A 17707-nucleotide genomic window follows, 5' to 3' on the forward strand; every position below is an offset into this window, starting at 1 on the left:
AACGCTGGCATCAATACTGGCGTTGGGCGTTTTTGCGTTTGGACGTGATCGGGGGATGGTTCGCATCCCCGATTCCGATCACTTTCACTTGGCGGTCAGCGGAATCTCGTACGGCAACGACAGCAATTCGTCCGGCGACAGATAACGCCATTCGCCGAGTTCGAGCGTGCCCATCGGCAAGCCGCCGATGGCTGTTCGCACCAGACCCTCCACACGATTGCCCGCAGCAGCGACCATGCGTTTGACCTGATGGTATTTACCTTGCGTGATCGTGAGTGCAATTTCGTGGGATGACGGGCTCATGACGTCGGTTGCAGCGAGCGGTTCGGTCTCGTCGCGCAGTAGCACGCCGTCGCGCAGTGCCTGCAACATCTCTTCCGTCACGGGATGCTTTGTCGTCGCGACATACCGTTTGGGTACGTGGCGGCGCGGCGACATCATGGCGTGCAGGAAAGGGCCGTCGTCGGAGAGCAGCAGCATGCCGGTGGTGTCCTGATCGAGACGGCCGGCCGGTTGCACGCCACGCACGGCGAGCGGGAGCGGCAACAGCGAATGCACGCCCTCGTGATGCGTCGGGCTCGTGGAGCACTCGAAACCTTCAGGCTTGTTGAGCAGAATGTAGACGTGCTCGCGGTAGTCCCAGGACTCGCCGTCCAGCGTGAACTGAAGGCCTTTCGGGTCCACCGACTCCCGGAAGTTGTCGTGCACAACGCCGTCGATGGCGAAAGCACCGGATTGGATGAGCTTGCGGCACATCTTGCGACTGCCGAAGCCCTGCGATTGCAGTAAACGATCTAGCTCGATGATGCGTCTCCGTCAGGCATCTGGATTCAGGCCGCTATTGTAACGGCCTGTCCGCGCATATGCCCGTTCGAGCTTATTCCTTGCTTACTCGTCCTGCATCGCGCCGCTGAAGCGCCGATAGATGAAGCGTGCCGCCCAGTCGAGCGCGAACCCAAGCACACCGATCACCAGAATGACGGCGGTGAGTTCCGAGTACGCGAGCCGGTCGCGCGTGTCGAGGATGAGATACCCCAGACCAGCGTTCACGCCCAGCATCTCCGCAGGCACCAGCACGATCCACAAGATGCCGATGGCCAGCCGCACGCCCGTAAGGACATGCGCCGCGATGCCTGGCACATAGACGTGCCAAAGCATTTCCCAGCGCGTCGCCGCAAGGCTTTCGCCGAGTTGCACCCAGCGTCGATCGATATGCGTCACGCCTGCGGCCGTGCTCATCACCAGTGGCCACAGGGCGGCGAAGGCCAGCAGAAAATACACGGCGGGGTCGCCTACGCCGAGCGACATGACGGCAATCGGCATCCACGACAGCGGCGACACCATACGCAGGAACTGCAACGATGGCGTGAGTGCCTTGTCCAGCCATCGGACGCGCCCGATCAGAAAGCCCAGCGGTACGCCCAGCACCACGGCCCACGCCAGCCCGACCGCAATACGTCGCAAGCTGGCGAGGATGTGCAGGCCAAGCTGTTCGTCGCGAATCAGGTCGGGCAGGGCGTTCAGTGCGGCCGCAGGTGAGAACTGCGACGCCAGCGAGCCGGGCGTCGTGAATAGCGAAATGCCCAGCCACCAGATCAGCACGATGCCTGCTAGCCCCGCAAGGCCGAGCCACGCGCGGCGTGCAGGGCGAAGCGTCACCGTGCCTGTGCTCGACGGGGACGGGTTTGCGGTGCCGGAGGCAGCCTCCACTGGGCTGACCGGTTGCTGCGCGTGGCTGGACGCGAGATCAGACAACGATCACCTCCTGACGGGTGAAACCTTCCGGCAAACCGAAGGCCTTCATGCCACCGGCAGCGGCAATGCTCTTCTTCACGAAGCGGTCGTCGACGAGATCGCGTGCGACAAACGACGGGTCGAGCTTCGCGAGGAACTGAGCATTCCCTTCGACCTGCGTCTTCTGCATGTGACGCACAAGCGCTTCTGTGTAGCTCGGATACGGATAGGGCTGGAAGTCGATACGCTTCTCGTGCCAGTCGGCATGCACGATGGCCTTGTCGGCGAGATAGCGGCCCTGCTCCGACGCGTCCGGCGCCAGCACGCGCTGCAACACCTGGAACGGGTGCGGCGTGTAGCGGTTCTGACCTTCCTTGGACAGCAGGCGAGCCGCATCTGCAGGGTGTTCGCGCGTCCAGGCCTGCGCCTTGACGATGGCGTCGACAACCTTCTGCGACCATTCCGGGCGCGAGGTCAGATCACGCTCGTGCATCGTCACGACACAGCACGCATGGTTCTTCCAGACGTCGCCGGTAAATCGCAGTATCTTGCCGACCTTGAGGTTCTCGGCCGCCGCATTGAACGGCTCGGCGACGATATAGCCGGCGATCTGTTTTGCGGCGAGAGCGGGCGGCATGTCCGACGGCGCCATCACGATCAGATTGACCTCGTTGGCGGCGGGGGTTCCGCTCTTCTTGAGTACGGGCGTCAGACCGTTCGCGGCGAGCAAGCCTTGCAGCACCACGTTATGAATCGAGTACCAGAACGGCACCGCAAAGGTCTTGCCGCCCAGGTCGCCAATCTTGTTGATGTCGTTGGCCACCGTAATTGCGCTGCCGTTGACGTGATTCCAGGCCACGACCTTGGCCTGTGCCTGACTGCCGTAACGCGCCCAGACCGTCATCGGCGAGAGCAGGTGAACGACGTTGACCTGTCCCGATAGAAACGCTTCGATCAGTTGTGCCCAGCTGCGCAACAACGTCGGCTTTTCCGCCTTGATGCCAGCTTGTTCGAAGTAGCCGTTGTTATGCGCGACGAGCAGCGGCGTGGCGTCGGTAATCGGCAGATAGCCGATGCGCAACGGTGCGTCCGGCTCGGCGGCGGCGCGCGCGGCGGCCGAGGCGAGCAACGGGGCCGCCCCTGCGACGGTCATCATCGAAGCGAGCTTGAGCCATTCGCGGCGGGAAATTTGGCACATGGTCTGAGAATCCCCGAAGGTGGGTATTTAACGTGTGGTGTGAAGTGTTGTGTGAAGATCTGCCTAAGTGGATGTCGTGTCGCGGGACATCGCAAGTTGCAGCGCTTGCAGGATTTCGATGCGCAACGCACCGAGCGCCTGCACCTGGGCTTCGCGCGGCGAGGGTACGTCGATCTGCCATTGCGCAAGCGTGCGCCCCTGATTGCCGAGCAGCACGATCCGGTCGGAGACGAGCAACGCCTCGTCGATATCGTGCGTGACAAGGACCGTCGCCGCGCCGGTGTCGCGCACCACGGTCACCAGCAGACGCTGCATGTCGGCGCGAGTGACTTCGTCAAGTGCGCCAAACGGCTCGTCGAGGAGCAGTGCGCGTGGCTGACGCGCGAGACAGCGCGCCAGTGCCGCGCGCTGCGCCATGCCGCCAGACAACTGGCGAGGATGCAGATGATGCGCATGGGATAAGCCGACTTCGGTCAGTGCGGCGTCGATGCGCGCGCGCCGTGTCTCACGCGAGAGTGCGGGCTGGCGTGAGAACGTGAGCCCGAACGCCACGTTGCGCTCCACCGACAGCCAGGGCAGCAGACAGGGGTCCTGAAAGGCGAGGGCTACGTCGGGGCGTGGACCCATGAGCGGTGTGCCATCCACGTCGACGGTGCCATCGCTCGGCGCAAGCAGTCCGGCAGCAATGCGCAACAACGTGGATTTGCCTGAACCGCTCGGCCCGAGAACGGAGACGAGTTCGCCCGGTGCGACCGAAAGGTCGACGCCGCGAAGGATTGCCCGTTCGCCGTAGGACAGGCCGATATTGCGAAGCGTCAGGAATGGCGACGCGCGCGAGGTGTCCTCGCGCGCTGCGGCGAAATGTGCGTGCTCGGGTGCGGATGCGTGCGCGCGTTGCGTCGCCGTGGGTTGGGTCATGTAACCGTTCCGGTCTTGAGTTGCTGTGCGCGTTGCGCCGCCAGTTGGTTCTTTAGTTGCACGAGACTCGGCGTCACGATGGGCACAAAAGCGGCCTCGCGCTGACGTCGGGCAACGCCCGAGAGTCCGCGCAGATAACCGCGTCCGCCCCCAGTCTGCACTTCCAGCGTGGCGGCGTCGTGAACGAGTTCCGCGAGCGAGATGCGCAGTTTAAACAAGCTTGCGGGCGTGTCGACAAACTCGCCTTGCAGGACGCCCGATTTCAGACGCGTCGTGAGGGACGCGAGATGATCGGTCAGCGCGGCCACGTCGTCCGCCACCGCAGCACGAGCTGCCGGGCCGCCTTCGTTCGTGGCGTCGAGGCTACGCTGTGCAAGACCCAGCGACATGCCACATTGCAGCCCCAGGAAGGCCGGGCGCACGCGCACGAGCCACGCAGGCGCATTGTCGGTGACGCGGTCGTCATCGCTCAACGGCGTGTCGGTCATCTGAAGTGCGGCGGTGTTGGTCCCGCGCAGACCGATCAGATCCAGATCGTCGCTGCGATGTACGCCCGGCGCATTATGCGCGATGGCGAAGATCGACGGCGGACCCCCTGCCTCGTGATCGACGGCCGCGGCGGCAACGAAGCCTTGCTTGCGCAGGTTCGTGATCCACGGCAAGCCACCGTTCACGCGCCACGACGATGTGCCGCCGCTACCCACGCCAGACGAGGATGCGGCGCGTACGTCCGTCGCCCGGATTTGCAGCGGCTCGATGGCCGACAGGTATTTCATCGCGTTCGACAGGCCCGTTGCGCCAGCGAGTTCGCCACAGAGCAAGGCAGGCAGGAGACGATCGCGCAACCCCTGATTCGGGCTTTGCAGCAGGTATTCGATGAACGTGCGTTGTCCCCACAGGACGAACGCGGCTGCGAACGAATGCGCGGCTACGTCGGCAACGCTGTCGATCGCGTCGGCAATCGTGCCGCCAGTGCCGCCCAGCTCAACCGGAACGCCAACGCGGAGTAACCCGGCGCTGGCGAGTTGCGGCACCACCTCACCGCAAAGCGTGGCGTCCGTGTCGAGCGTCTCCGCGTGAGCGTCGAGCCACGTTGCGAGTGCCGGTGCGCGGGCGGTGAGACCCTGCTGGCTGGCGACGGTGCTCATGCCGCTTGCGCCTTCGGTTCCCAGCGATAAGCCGCCAGTTGCGGGTTCAGTTCGTTTTGCGAAAGATTGTTCGCGAAGTTGCACAGCGTGGCTAGCGAGACGCCAAGCACCACTTCGAGGGCGGCGGCATCGTCGAAACCCGCTGATTTGAACGCGGTGAATTCGGCATCCGACACCGCGCCGCGCGTTGCGATCACTGCGCGCGTGAATTCGGCGACGGCGTCGAGGCGGGCATCGGAGAGTTTGGCCTGATCGCGGATTTCATTCACGAGGGCTTCGGGAAGTTGTGCCTTCTTCAGCGCCACAGCGGTATGACCGGCGACGCAAAAGCCACAGCCGTGAATCCCGGCCGCCGTGATCTGCACGACCTCGCGCTCGGCCAGTGTCAGGCTCGCGCGACCATTGATCGCGCCCACCGTCAGATACGTTTCGAGTGCCGTCGGTGCGTTCGCCAGCGACGCCACCAGATTCGGCAGGAATCCATTCGCCGCCAGTGACTTCTCCAAAAACGGACGGCTCGCCTCCGGGGCGGTCTCAACAGTGTGCAATGGCAGTCGGCTCATATCGGGCTCCTTACAGTCGAGCCTCCATTGTGCGCAAGGCCGGGCACTTGCTCAATGCGCGCCCGTCTGGAAATTCTGCGGATTCGTCTCATCGGGGGACGGAGAATTCCTAGGAGGGGCGGGAGTGCTCTCGGAGTGAGTGTTTGCCGGTGAGGGGCTTCGCTAGCGTTAGTGCACTGGATATGCGGCTGAGGCGGTGGCAGCGGACTGAGCGTCCGCGCTGGCGGCCTGACGACGCCACGCCCCCGGCTGGATGCCAGTTACACGTTTGAACGCCTGCGCAAAGGCCGACTCCGACTGGTAACCCACCTGCTCGGCCGCCTCCGACAGAGAAACCCCCGCGCGCAGGAGTGCCGCCGCCGTCTTCATTCGAACCAACGTCACGAAGTGCGCCGGCGGTTGGCCGCCAACCTCCGCAAATTGTTTGCAAAATCGCGCGCGCGACATGTGCACGAAGTCCGCCATGCTATCCGTCGTCCAGCGCTCGCCCGGGGACTCGATGATCGCTGCCGCAAGACGCCCGAAAGCGTCGCGGCGCATTAAACGCCACATCCCTGGAGCAACGTCCTCTGCATGTACCGCTTCGCGCAACGCGTAGTAGAAAAGCAGGTCGGTGAGGCGGGCGAGTAGCGGGGAGGGCGCGTCGCCCGGGCGACGTGCTTCGGCCTGGATTAGCGCGAAAACCTGCGTCATGCCGTCGATTCGACCGCTCGCGTGACGCGCAATGATCGGGTTCGGCAACAAGCCCAACACCAGCGTGTCAAGATCGGTGCGGAATTCGAAGAAGCCGCAGGCGAGGGCGACGGAGGGTTTTGAGGCCTGGGTGGTCGCGGTGATTGCGCGAGGCTCAGGCGGCAGCGGTGTCATCTTGCCTATTCTGGCGGCTAGGTCCGCCGGAGGTGTCGGCGATGGCGTCAGCGCATGTGGAACGTCCGAAAGCAAGAAAACAGCGTCCCCCGCGTTTAATTCGGTCGTGCTCGCCTCACGGCCCCCATCCGCACCCACGTGCAAATAACACCCGCCATCCAACACCACATGGAAGCTCGCCCGCTGATGACCACCCGTCGACGCCTGATAAACACCACAGTATTCGCCCACGTGGAATAACGTGCTCTTTAATTCCAACCCCGCCAACAACCAGTCGGCAACGCGGTCAGTCTCGCTCGCTCCCAACACCCCCTGCAACATAACCCGCTCCACGCTGTCATGCCCTCAACGGCAAAACATTCATCCTCCCCACCGACATTCCCTCAGACAACTATTTTTTCGTTGGATGCTTATTACTTGGGTGGGAATGGGGAGGGGGGCAGGGGGATGTGATGCAGGGGCTACGGGGGAGGAGGCAGAGGCCGCCGGAGATGGACGTGTCGAAAACCCCAAACCAACGATATGGCCTCGCCTCAGCAGTACCGCTACATTCCCGTACGGCGCCCCCGGCGCCGAGAGGACTCGGTCACGTTCCGCGACCCCGGCATCGCTTGCAAGCGATGCCTTTCGAGTCCCCACGCAATGTGCACTGGCACATTGCTTTCTGGGCAAGTATGAAAAAAGCCGATGATCTTTCGATCATCGGCTTTTTTGTATTTTTTTGGTGCCCAGAAGAGGACTCGAACCTCCACGGTGTTACCCGCTAGTACCTGAAACTAGTGCGTCTACCAATTCCGCCATCTGGGCCCCGTCAGCTCGCTTACTGCTCGCTCGCTGCGAAGAAGTGAGATTATGCCGAGGGTGTTACATGCTGTCAACATGTGGGGGCCAAAATATTCAAAAAACTTTCACGTATCCCTCAAAGCCCCCCCAACTCACCCCCCAAAACACCTCAAGCCGCTCGCCCCATATGCTCAGCACGAATCATGTCGATCAAATGCCGTAACCCCGGCAACGTCTGACGCCGACTCGGGTAATACATCGACAACGGCGGCCCATCCACCGCCCATTCCGTCAACACCGCCTCCAACGTGCCATTCGCCAACTCGGCCGCCACGTTGCGCTCCAACACATATCCCAACCCCAAACCACCCACCGCCGCCGCAATCACGCCGTCACTCTCGTTGATGCTCAATGCCCCCGGCACATCCAATTCCACCGCCGTCGACCCATTGCCCAACTCCCACTTGTACAACGTGTTATCACCCAGTCGCATCCGGATGCAATTGTGTGACATCAAATCCTGCGGCACCTTCGGCCGACCATGACGCGCAATGTACGCCGGTGAACCCACCACGATCCACTTCAGCGCAGGCGTCAACGGCGTCGCAATCATGTCGCCAGGCACCGTGTCGCCATAACGCATCCCCGCGTCGAAACCCTCGGCCACAATGTCCAACATCCGGTCATCCACCGTGACATCCAACTCGATGTCCGGATAAGACGCGACAAAGCGGGGCAGGATAGGGTCCAGCAACAATCGCGCCGCATCGCGTGGCACGTTCAGACGCAACCGACCCGCCGGTGACGCACGGTATCGGTCCAAAGCACCAATCGCCGATGCGATCTGCTCAAGCCCCTGCTCCAATTCCTTCGCCAATGCCGATCCCGCCGCCGTCGGCGACACGGAACGACTCGTGCGATTCAATAACTTCACGCCCAGACGCGCCTCAAGATTGCGCATCGCATGACTCAAGGCAGAGGTCGTCACGCCCAACTCAGTGGCGGCCTCCCGGAAACTCTGCCGGCGGCAGATGGTGACAAACACGTTCAAATCGGCAAGCTCGCCGCGAGTGAAGGCAGGCATGTATTTCCCAACAAGTATCAAGCAACAAAAACCAAAAACACCCGACAAGCTCAACGAATTAAGTGTCCGTTGAACAATATTCAATTTTTTATGAGGTAAATTCTACAGATTTCCCTATGCTCTGGAACGACGCCATAGCCGTCGTGACGGAAACGCTACACATTCTCACTACGCTTTGACCTGGGTGTTTCGGCCTGCAGCACCGCCGAGGCGGACGTCGTCGATCAATGGGGTTCGGGAACGCAAAAAGGGCGATCCGCTGGGAATCGCCCTTGTTTTCTTGCGCGGAATGGACGACGGATTAAGCGTCCACGAAAATGACCTGTCCCGTGATGAAGCTGTCCACGCATCGCTCGAATGCCTTGCCAACCAGCGCACCCGGCACCGGCTGATAACCCGGCATCATCTCGCCATAAACCGACCAGGCCTCTTCGATGACCGTCGGATTGACAGCGTTAATGCGAATGCCTCGCGGTAATTCGTACGCGACACATTTCACGAACGTATCGATCGCACCGCTCGTCGTGGCATCCGCAATACCCTCGGGCATCGGCTTGACGTTCAAAATGCCCGAAATCAAGGTGAACGAACCGCCGTCTTCGATATGGTCGAGACCAACTTTTACGATGTTCATCTGGCCGACAAGTTTGCCCTGGATGGTGGCTTCCCATTGCTCGTCAGTCATTGAAGTGAAGGGTGCGTATTCGCAATGGCCCGCAGCGCTGATTACGGCGTCGAATTTGCCCACGGATTCGAACAGGGCGCGCAACGACGCCTTGTCCGTCGTGTCGACGCGATAATCGCAACCCTCGCCAGAACGGCTGGCCGTGATCACCCGATGATTCCCAAGCCCCTTCATCGCCGCCTGACCGATCTTGCCGCTGGCGCCTATGACGATGACAGTTTTCATTTCTGCTTACCTCGTTTTTTGAAGATGAGGTGGCATGTTAAAAATGACAGACACCCGCGTAAATCAAGCGCCGGTTGTATCCGTTACAAGGACTCGTTGTGCACAGTATCGACCTCAAACATATGCGCGTTTTCCTGCGACTGGTGCGTGAAAGAAGTGCCTCCAGAGTTGCTGCGGAAATGGGTATGTCGCAGCAAGCGATTAGCGGATATTTGAAGAGGCTTCGAGAGGCGCTGCCGCATGAGATCTTCGTTCGGCATAGCACCGGGATTGAGCCTACGGACTTCGCGCTGGATATTGCTCGGAAGTTTGAGCGGATTCTCTCGGATGTGGATGATGTGGTGCTCGCGGATTTTGATCCCGCCGCGCTGGAGAGAACTATTGGGATTGTTGCGAATGAGTACGCGCAGCTTTCGATATTGCCGAGGTTTATTGCGAAGATCCGGGAAAAGGCGCCGAGGGTTTCGGTGCGGGTGATGGATTTTTATCGGGAGACGCACTCGGAACAACTCGAGCGCGGGGACGCGGATATCGCCGTTGGGTTTGCTAAGTTTTTTGATGATTCTCTGGCGCGGAATTCGCTCAAAGATGAGCGGTATTGTTGCGTGGTCGGGGAGAGGTCCGGGATTGGCGGTGGGCTTCGTTGTGTAAGCGACGTCGCTACGTTTCCTCGGGTGGATTTTGCTGACAGTGCAAGTTATTCGCATGACGCAGTCTCGCAATTTCTTGCCGCGCATGACGCACTGATTCAACCCGTCACAACGCTCGCCTGCTATACCTCGCTTAAACCGTTTCTCGAATTTAACGACGTGGTCGCATTCGTGCCCTCAGCCATCGCCGATGCATTTCGGTTGACCACGCTGCAGTTGGATTCGATGCCAGAAACGTTTGCCGCTGCAGTGGGATGGCACCGCAAACGCTCAGGAAATCCACTCGGGATCTGGCTGCGGGATTTGCTGAAAGAGACTGTGGAGGAGTAGGGGGGGGCTGAAGGGGAAAGCAAAACCGTCGATACGGCCCCGCCTCAGCAGTGCCACTTTATTCCCGTACGGCGCCCCCGGCGCCGAGAGGACTCGGTCACGTTCCGCGACCCCGGCATCGCTTGCAAGCGATGCCTTTCGAGTCCCCACGCAATGTGCATTAGCACATTGCTTTCTGGGCAAGTATGAAAAAAGCCGATGATCTCTCGATCATCGGCTTTTTTGTATTTTTTTTGGTGCCCAGAAGAGGACTCGAACCTCCACGGTGTTACCCGCTAGTACCTGAAACTAGTGCGTCTACCAATTCCGCCATCTGGGCCCCGTCAGCTCGCTTACTGCTTGCTCGCTGCGAAGAAGTGAGATTATGCGGATACGACGCGGGAGTGTCAACACTTATGCGCAAAAAAATTTAGTTTCTCTCACCCACCTCAACCCCCACGCTCAAATTCCGCACAGGTGGCAGTTTTCGTGAGGTTTGCCGTATGATTGTCCCTGACTGTAAGACGCCGCTATCCGCGCGTCCTTACAACCCCACGGACCGTCGGGCGCATGGTGCGCCACTCGGCCGGACTCAACCGGCACAGTAACGCTACCGACCTTTGAGCAAATATCCCTATCCGATCCCGAGTCGCGAAGAGATCCTCGGTGTCCTGCGCACCGCAGACTCCGCGCTGTCCGCCAACGATATCGCCGAAGCCCTCGCCATCAAGAAGCAGGAACGCGAAGGCTTCTTCAAGCGCCTCGCCGCTATGGAACGTGACGACCAAATTCGTCTCGACCGCCGCGGCTACTATCAATTGACCCACCCGTCGAACTTCATCGCAGGCCGTGTCATCGGCCACCGCGATGGCTACGGCTTCGCCGTACGCGACGATGACGGCGATGACCTCTTCCTCCCCACCGAGGAAATGAAGAAGGTCATGCACAACGACCGCGTCCTCCTGCGCGTCGCCGGCTATGACCGCCGCGGTCGCCCCGAAGGCCATATCGTCGAAGTCGTCAGCCGCGCCAACACTCATGTCATCGGCCGCCTCCTCAACGAGAACGGCGTCATGGTCGTCGCGCCCGAAGACAAACGCATCAGCCACGACATCCTGATCCCACCCCGCGCCCAAGGCAAAGCGAAGGTCGGACAGGTCGTCTCCGTCGAACTCACCGATTACCCCAGCCGCTACAGCCAGCCCATCGGCCGCGTCTCGGAAGTCCTCGGCGATATCGACGACCCCGGCATGGAAATCGAAATCGCCGTGCGCAAGTACGGCGTGCCCCACCAGTTCTCCGCCGAAGCCCTCGCCGCCGCCGGTGCACTCCCCGACGAAGTCCGCGCCCCCGATCTGCGCCATCGCATCGACCTGCGCGACGTCCCCCTCGTCACCATCGACGGCGAAGACGCTCGTGACTTCGACGACGCCGTCTACTGCGAACCCGCCAAGATCGGCCGCACGAACGGCTTCCGCCTGCTCGTCGCCATCGCCGACGTCTCGCATTACGTCGCCGCCGGTGGCCCGCTCGACGCCGACGCCCTCACGCGCAGCACCTCCGTCTACTTCCCGCGACGCGTCATTCCGATGCTCCCGGAAAAGCTCTCGAACGGCCTATGCTCCCTTAACCCCGACGTCGACCGCTGCGTGCTCGTCTGCGACGCACTCGTCGCACCGAACGGCGAAGTGAAGGCCTATCAGTTCTATCCGGCCGTTATCCACTCCGCCGCACGCCTGACCTACACGGAAGTCGCCGCCGTCCTCGGCAATACGAAGGGCGCCGAAGCGCAACGCCGCGCAACGCTGCTGCCGCACCTGCAGAACCTGTACGACCTCTATAAGATCCTCGCCAAGGCACGCAAGTCGCGCGGCGCCATCGAGTTCGATTCGACGGAGACGTACATCGTCTGCAACGCACAAGGCAAGATCGAACAGATACTGCCGCGTACTCGCAACGATGCCCACCGCCTCATCGAGGAATGCATGCTCACAGCCAACGTCTGTGCAGCCGACTTCCTCAAGCGTCACAAACAACCCGGTCTGTATCGTATTCACGCCGGACCCTCGGGCGAACGCCTTCAGGTGCTGCGTACCTTCCTCAAGACCCTCGGGCTCACGCTCGGCGGCGGGGACGAACCGGCCACGTCCGATTACTCGGAACTGATGACGCAAATCGAGTCCCGGCCCGATGCGCCCATGCTCCAGACGATGCTCCTGCGCTCGATGCAGCAGGCCGTCTACAGCCCGGACAACATCGGCCACTTCGGTCTCGCTTACCCGGCCTATACCCACTTCACCAGCCCGATTCGTCGCTATCCGGACCTGCTCACGCACCGCGCCATCAAGGCCATTCTCGCGGGCAAGAAGTACGAGCCGGAAATTCCGGCCGGTGTCGAAATGACGACGGGTCTGTCGCCCCACGCACGCAAGCTGCAAAAGGACGACGAGAAGAACAAGAAGTCGCCGAGCGCGAAAAAGCGCGACGTGATCTGGGACGAACTCGGCCTGCATTGCTCCGCGAACGAACGCCGCGCAGACGAAGCGTCCCGCGACGTCGAAGCCTGGCTCAAGTGCTACTTCATGCGCGACAAGCTCGGCGAGGAGTACGGCGGCACGGTCAGCGCTGTCACGTCGTTCGGCATCTTCGTGCAACTCGACGATCTCTTTATCGAAGGCCTCGTGCACGTCACGGAACTGGGCAGCGATTATTTCCAGTTCGACGAAGTCCGCCACGAACTGCGCGGCGAACGCACCGGTATCCGCTATCGACTCACCGACCGCGTGCGCGTGCAAGTGAGCCGCGTGGATCTGGACGCCCGCAAGATCGACTTCCGCCTCGTGCGCGAACCGAACGCCCGTTCGCTCGCGAAGACGTCCGGACGTAGCGAACGCGGCGGTGCCCCGGTGCCGACGCCCGCCGCCGGTACGCCCGGCGTCGCAGGCTCCGCCAGCGCCGGGCCGACCATCCGTCAACTGCCCAAGGGCGGTGCGCTGCTCAACGGTGTGCAACCTGCACCGGCTGGCAAACGACCCGCCAAGCCCAAGTCCCCGAAGGTGAAAGCCGCGCGTGCCGAACGCGGTGCAGCCCCCGCGAAGCACAGCGGCAGCGGCAAGGCACCGGCAAAGCGACAGGGTGGACAAGGTGGGCAAGGCGGCCCCGGTGGTCAAACGAAGAAGCCGCGTCGTTAATCGATACGCGTGGCGTGCGCAGCCCCTGCGCTGCGCACGCCACGATGCATCGAACGACGGCGCAGTGAGCGGTTTGCAGTAAGATGGGCGCCTTTGCCGGAAATCACCGGCATCCGGTACCCGCGATGGATTGCGGCGGCGGCGGCCCATGTGGCTCCCGCCGCCGTCGTGCTTTAGGCGACGACAGTTGTGCGTGAGGCAAGCGGCAACATTCCCCGTCACGGCAACAGACGCCACGGCACACGCTATTTTGAGGAAATGAAATGAGTAAATTGAAAATGCTGTTCGGCTTCCATGCCGTGACCGCACGCCTGCGTCACGACGCCACCAGCGTCAAAGAGATCTACTACGATCCGACCCGTCGCGACCGTCGTATGACGGACTTCCTCAAGGCCGTGGAGTCGTACAAGAACGCACCGGGCGTTAAGATCAAGCTGGTTCAGGCGGACGGCAAACGTCTCGACGGGATGACCGGCACGTCGCGCCACCAGGGCGTGGTGGCGCAGGCCGAAGAAATCTCGCTGGCCCTCAACCTCGACGAACTGCTCGACGGCATCTCGGGCGACCCGCTGCTGCTCATCCTCGACGGCGTGACCGATCCGCACAACCTCGGCGCCTGCCTGCGCGTGGCCGACGGTGCGGGTGCGCACGCCGTGATCGCCCCGAAGGACCGCGCGGTCGGTCTGAATGCCACCGTGGCCAAGGTCGCGAGCGGTGCGGCTGAGACGGTCCCGTACATCATGGTGACGAACCTCGCTCGTACGTTGCGCGAACTCAAAGACCGTGGCATCTGGGTGGTCGGCACCTCCGACGACGCGCCGGCCGATATCTATGGCACGAAACTCACCGGCCCGATGGCGATCGTCATGGGCGCGGAAGGCGAGGGCATGCGCCGCCTCGTGGGCGAGACGTGCGACGAACTCATGAGCATTCCGATGGCAGGCGGTTGTGAGAGCCTGAACGTGTCGGTGGCCAGCGCCGTGTGCCTTTACGAGGCCGTGCGTCAGCGCAAGGTCGCGGTCAAGGGCAAGTAAGCGTTGTATCGCCCTCCGGCAGGCGTTGAGGCTGCCGAGGGCGAATCCGCGATGGGCGGGTATTGAGTCATTGCGTCGACCTTAGCGGCACGCCTGAGTGCGATCCGGAAGCCTCCTTGGCCTTTTCCGTGTCACCGATGGGACCCGATGGGACGGTGAGGCGCTTAAGCGCACCAATCTCGCCGTGTCGCAAGATGCTCATCCTGGCTTCAAAATGCGAATCGGTGAGCGGGGCGTGCATCGGTTGGCTGCGGTTCGCCCCGGCGTCGGCCTTAGCCCGCCGCCTGTCGATGACTCGCTGTTTGACAACCGCTATCGCGCGTAAGCGGGCTTGTCGTTTAGCATCGACCGTTGCCGCTTGGATACGGTCTCGCGCACTTCTTTCTGTTGCCTTCTGGGCGTCGCGCTGACTCTTGATGAGCGCCGCCTTTTGGGCGTCCTCCATCACTTTGCGATTTGCGTCTGCCGTCGCTCGTATTGCGGCTTGGCGAACTTCCTCTTTGGCGCGAGCCTGCGCCTGTAATCTGGCGTAATTCGATGTGGAAGCCTGCGCCTCTGCACACGCTTGGGCGGCCGCGTCTGCACGTGCCTTTTCAGCCGCGTCTGCACGTGCCTTGGTGGCCGCATCTGCTCGCGCCCGGGCGGCGGCATGTTCGGCGGTTCGTGCTGCTTTGCGAGCCTGCCTTTCGTTGAGGATACGGGCCTCGACGCTGACGGTAGACTGCGTTTCAGGCTGTTCCCCACTGGGGCTTGAGGTGTCGTACGTCACGTCGTCTGCGAGCAAAGCCGCATATCGGGTGTTCGCCGATTTCAGGTGCTCACGGTACGCCGCTGCCATCTGCTCTTCCGTCGCATCGGGGTATCGGTACAAATGCTTTCCGTAGTGCCGAATCGTGTCGTCGATGACTTCACGAATGGCGGGCCCTCTGAGTTCGGCTAGATTTCTGCCGAGACTCGGCCCAACGCTCGCAAGCACGCTTTGCGTAATATCGGACGGTGGCGATTCTCCGGGAAGCTCCTTTCGCCAGGCCTCGCTGACCATTGTTGCGATCATCTCTCTCAGCTTGCGCTGTTCGCCGACTGTCATCGTCGGCATCGCCTCACTCAGCGCGCACCGCAGACGTTCTTGCTCCAACTCGATCACGCTACGTTCGGAGATCACCCTTCGGATCGCATCGAGCACTTCGGGGATCGGATCTCGGGCCCTAAACGATTGATCCAGGTTAGCGGGAGCCCGACGAGAGACGTTGAGATAACGCTGCACCCGAAGGCGCAGTGCGTCCAGAAAGCCGCTTACGCGGCGCGCATTCGTGAGCGACGGGTTCAGGTCGTCTTGCTTCAAAAGGTGATACAACTGATCCAAATGATTCTCACGCGTGGTCGAGCGTGCACTCAACAGCTCCAACCAGAAGCTGCTAAGGTGCCGGTTCGCCCTGGCAAGCAGAATCGCTTGCAACGTTTCGGCCGAGACGCCCGAAAGCGTGAGTTCTCGCATCAAGGTGCACCAGGCGCGTGCCAGGTACGGGTCGTTACGTATTCGATAGCCGACCAGGGCGACGTAGATCTTGCCTTCATTGGTACGAAGCATGACAACGGTATCGATACCGAATGTGGCGTCCTCACGGATGAGGGACGCTAGCAAGTGCAAGTACAGCGCGTTGGCGATGGGGTAGATTTTCGGATGTGCTTGAGACGTCGACGAGATACGAAGTGTGCTCGCAATCACGCCGAGCATCTCCGGTGCTAGTAGGGTCTTCGACACTTCGTGTAGCGTCGCGTGATCGTTGTTGATGAGTGCATCGCGCATCCGGTTGGCGGATGTGGCCAGCATCTTGAGCATACGAATTCGACGATCTTCGCTGTTCGGACTCATGACACCGTATTCGCGGTGATAGACAAAGCTGATTTCCTGGCCAGTGATCGATTCGAGTAAGGGCAGGACCACTGAGCAAGAGTCGCAAGTATCGAGAAGGCTGTTGAGGTGAATGCCGGTGATGATCGGGTCCTCGGACATACTGTCTTCGATGGCCGCCGCGATAATCTGCTCGGCGTCACGACATCGCTCGGATTGCCGGGCGCCGGGCGGGGTTAGGGTGGGCAGATTGACACGTGCCTGCGAGGGGCCCGACGCGTTGGGGGTTTTCGCGATCCGTGCGAGTCGCCGTTTTGCATCAATGAAAGTGATTTCGCCGATAGTGACGGAATCCTCGTCGCCCATGGCCTCATGGATGTGCAGCCGCAAACCTTCTAGTCGTTTGCTGTCCGAAGTAGCGAAGTAAACATTGACGCCGGACTCGGCGCCGACGATCGCAAACGCGAGGTTGCCGTGCATTAAATGCATGCGTACGTCGGCAATGCCCGCATCGTGGGATAAGTTCCATTGGCCGTTCTCCTGGAATACCAGATCGTCCCCCAACAGGGTCCTGTAGATCTCCAGATCGCGTTGGTGGAAATAGGCGTCAAAGCGTTGACGGCTACGCAACTGTGCGCGACAGCTCTCGACATAGCTCATCAGATCGACGGGGGATGTGAGTGTGCTTAACGCTTCGCGGACCGTATTCGTGTCGGGGGGGCCCGCGCGGTGCGTAAACGTGCGCGCCACGTTCACTGCCGTGAGCGGAGGGTTCCCCATCATGGCGTCAGTTTTGAGCCGACGCTTAAGCGCCAGGTACTTCTCGACCTTTCGCTGGTCGTCCCGGTCGTTCGAGTCCAGTCGTCGAAGGCGCACCCGCGTGGCGCCGGGGGGAAGCGTACTCGTGGCGTAAAAGACGTCCGCATCGGCACAAACGACGATATTCCCGGTATCCATGAGCTGGACCCCGACCACTGATTTTTCATATGGCACGCCGTGGACGATATCCGACAATTCCACGCGAACGAGCGTCGCATCGGCTTGCCCCTCGCCGGGTGCGGGGTTCCTCTCCGAGACCACGCCGGTGATGTGAGAGCGGTATTGGGGTTTGGGGGGCAGTCCGAAACGTCGTGCACCGTGTGCGGACAAGGCACTCGGCCGTAAGTCCTCCTTCGACACCGTGGCGAACAGTCCCTCGTTGGCAAAGAAGGCGCGATCCGTGTGCTTCTTTTTGTCTGTCGTTATCGCGCTCTCCGACACATGACGTTTCCGCTCGGGTAACGAGGCCGGGACAACTCTGACTTCCGAGACCGGCGAACCGGCACGGGACAGTCGCTCGGGAAGATCCTCCTTGCTGGTGGCCACATCGGGGTCGGTGGGCGTTGCCCACATGTGTATAAGCTCGTCGAGCCGAGGGTGCGAGTTGCTTGCCTTAAGGGGCGGCCAGATCCGCGACGAGGCATGTT

Annotated in this window: 13 protein-coding genes and 2 tRNA genes; 3 read left to right on the forward strand and 12 right to left on the reverse strand. The window is 61.5% G+C overall.

From position 1 onward, the window contains the following. Positions 1–84: 84 nt before the first annotated feature. The 10 genes from ACIQWO_RS02925 to ACIQWO_RS02970 form a co-directional block, all read right to left on the reverse strand. Positions 85–756 (reverse strand): pseudouridine synthase, encoded by a 672-nt coding sequence (locus ACIQWO_RS02925; protein ID WP_402818946.1) that lies wholly within the window; start codon positions 754–756, stop codon positions 85–87. Between the two features lie 132 nt (positions 757–888). Further along, positions 889–1659, reverse strand: coding sequence for an ABC transporter permease (locus ACIQWO_RS02930; protein WP_402821778.1), 771 nt, complete (start codon positions 1657–1659; stop codon positions 889–891). A gap of 88 nt (positions 1660–1747) precedes the next feature. Then, positions 1748–2932 (reverse strand): ABC transporter substrate-binding protein, encoded by a 1185-nt coding sequence (locus ACIQWO_RS02935; RefSeq protein WP_402818949.1) that lies wholly within the window; start codon positions 2930–2932, stop codon positions 1748–1750. Between the two features lie 63 nt (positions 2933–2995). Further along, positions 2996–3850: an ABC transporter ATP-binding protein gene (locus tag ACIQWO_RS02940; protein ID WP_402818952.1), complete on the reverse strand. Its 855-nt coding sequence runs from the start codon at positions 3848–3850 to the stop codon at positions 2996–2998. Next, the gene (locus ACIQWO_RS02945; protein WP_402818955.1) at positions 3847–4998 is read right to left on the reverse strand and encodes an acyl-CoA dehydrogenase family protein; all 1152 of its coding nucleotides are present in this window, start codon (positions 4996–4998) and stop codon (positions 3847–3849) included. Before ACIQWO_RS02945 ends, ACIQWO_RS02940 begins: the two co-directional genes overlap by 4 nt. Continuing rightward, positions 4995–5561: a carboxymuconolactone decarboxylase family protein gene (locus ACIQWO_RS02950; RefSeq protein ID WP_402818957.1), complete on the reverse strand. Its 567-nt coding sequence runs from the start codon at positions 5559–5561 to the stop codon at positions 4995–4997. The genes ACIQWO_RS02945 and ACIQWO_RS02950 overlap by 4 nt, the downstream gene beginning before the upstream one ends. 168 nt (positions 5562–5729) lie before the next feature. After that, a complete protein-coding gene (locus ACIQWO_RS02955) occupies positions 5730–6749 on the reverse strand; it encodes an AraC family transcriptional regulator (RefSeq protein ID WP_402818960.1) in 1020 nt (339 codons plus the stop codon). Between the two features lie 401 nt (positions 6750–7150). Then, positions 7151–7235: transfer RNA gene (locus tag ACIQWO_RS02960), tRNA-Leu, on the reverse strand. Between the two features lie 145 nt (positions 7236–7380). Further along, entirely contained in the window at positions 7381–8295 is a 915-nt protein-coding gene (locus ACIQWO_RS02965) for a LysR family transcriptional regulator (protein WP_150577920.1), read from the reverse strand. A gap of 301 nt (positions 8296–8596) precedes the next feature. Next, positions 8597–9205: a short chain dehydrogenase gene (locus ACIQWO_RS02970; protein WP_402818963.1), complete on the reverse strand. Its 609-nt coding sequence runs from the start codon at positions 9203–9205 to the stop codon at positions 8597–8599. Between the two features lie 122 nt (positions 9206–9327). On the opposite strand from ACIQWO_RS02970, the gene ACIQWO_RS02975 reads away from it, so the two are divergent. Continuing rightward, positions 9328–10185 carry a LysR family transcriptional regulator gene (locus tag ACIQWO_RS02975; RefSeq protein ID WP_402821783.1) on the forward strand — a complete coding sequence of 286 codons (858 nt, stop codon included), beginning with the start codon at positions 9328–9330 and terminating at the stop codon, positions 10183–10185. A gap of 234 nt (positions 10186–10419) precedes the next feature. Here the strand turns inward: ACIQWO_RS02975 and ACIQWO_RS02980 are convergent. Further along, positions 10420–10504: transfer RNA gene (locus ACIQWO_RS02980), tRNA-Leu, on the reverse strand. 280 nt (positions 10505–10784) lie between these two features. On the opposite strand from ACIQWO_RS02980, the gene rnr reads away from it, so the two are divergent. Together rnr and rlmB are read left to right on the forward strand one after the other, a co-directional pair. Continuing rightward, positions 10785–13355, forward strand: a complete 2571-nt coding sequence (gene rnr, locus ACIQWO_RS02985) for a ribonuclease R (protein WP_402818966.1) — start codon at positions 10785–10787, stop codon at positions 13353–13355. A gap of 263 nt (positions 13356–13618) precedes the next feature. Further along, the gene (gene rlmB, locus ACIQWO_RS02990; RefSeq protein ID WP_046291687.1) at positions 13619–14389 is read left to right on the forward strand and encodes a 23S rRNA (guanosine(2251)-2'-O)-methyltransferase RlmB; all 771 of its coding nucleotides are present in this window, start codon (positions 13619–13621) and stop codon (positions 14387–14389) included. A 67-nt stretch (positions 14390–14456) separates the two neighbouring features. Here the strand turns inward: rlmB and ACIQWO_RS02995 are convergent, their stop codons facing one another. Then, positions 14457–17633 (reverse strand): hypothetical protein, encoded by a 3177-nt coding sequence (locus ACIQWO_RS02995; RefSeq protein ID WP_402818971.1) that lies wholly within the window; start codon positions 17631–17633, stop codon positions 14457–14459. Positions 17634–17707: the final 74 nt, after the last annotated feature.

It is taken from the genome of Pandoraea sp. NPDC090278 (assembly GCF_044772185.1).
Classification (GTDB): Bacteria; Pseudomonadota; Gammaproteobacteria; order Burkholderiales; family Burkholderiaceae; genus Pandoraea.

Bases quoted from the DNA above. Each gene is read 5' to 3' on its own strand.
- ACIQWO_RS02995 (WP_402818971.1), bottom strand. From the start codon at position 17,633: ATGTGGGCAACGCCCACCGACCCCGATGTGGCCACCAGCAAGGAGGAT.
- ACIQWO_RS02935 (WP_402818949.1), bottom strand. From the start codon at position 2,932: ATGTGCCAAATTTCCCGCCGCGAATGGCTCAAGCTCGCTTCGATGATG.
- ACIQWO_RS02975 (WP_402821783.1), top strand. From the start codon at position 9,328: ATGCGCGTTTTCCTGCGACTGGTGCGTGAAAGAAGTGCCTCCAGAGTT.
- ACIQWO_RS02945 (WP_402818955.1), bottom strand. From the start codon at position 4,998: ATGAGCACCGTCGCCAGCCAGCAGGGTCTCACCGCCCGCGCACCGGCA.
- ACIQWO_RS02965 (WP_150577920.1), bottom strand. From the start codon at position 8,295: ATGCCTGCCTTCACTCGCGGCGAGCTTGCCGATTTGAACGTGTTTGTC.
- ACIQWO_RS02940 (WP_402818952.1), bottom strand. From the start codon at position 3,850: ATGACCCAACCCACGGCGACGCAACGCGCGCACGCATCCGCACCCGAG.
- ACIQWO_RS02955 (WP_402818960.1), bottom strand. From the start codon at position 6,749: ATGTTGCAGGGGGTGTTGGGAGCGAGCGAGACTGACCGCGTTGCCGAC.
- ACIQWO_RS02925 (WP_402818946.1), bottom strand. From the start codon at position 756: ATGTGCCGCAAGCTCATCCAATCCGGTGCTTTCGCCATCGACGGCGTT.
- ACIQWO_RS02950 (WP_402818957.1), bottom strand. From the start codon at position 5,561: ATGAGCCGACTGCCATTGCACACTGTTGAGACCGCCCCGGAGGCGAGC.
- ACIQWO_RS02970 (WP_402818963.1), bottom strand. From the start codon at position 9,205: ATGAAAACTGTCATCGTCATAGGCGCCAGCGGCAAGATCGGTCAGGCG.
- rlmB (WP_046291687.1), top strand. From the start codon at position 13,619: ATGAGTAAATTGAAAATGCTGTTCGGCTTCCATGCCGTGACCGCACGC.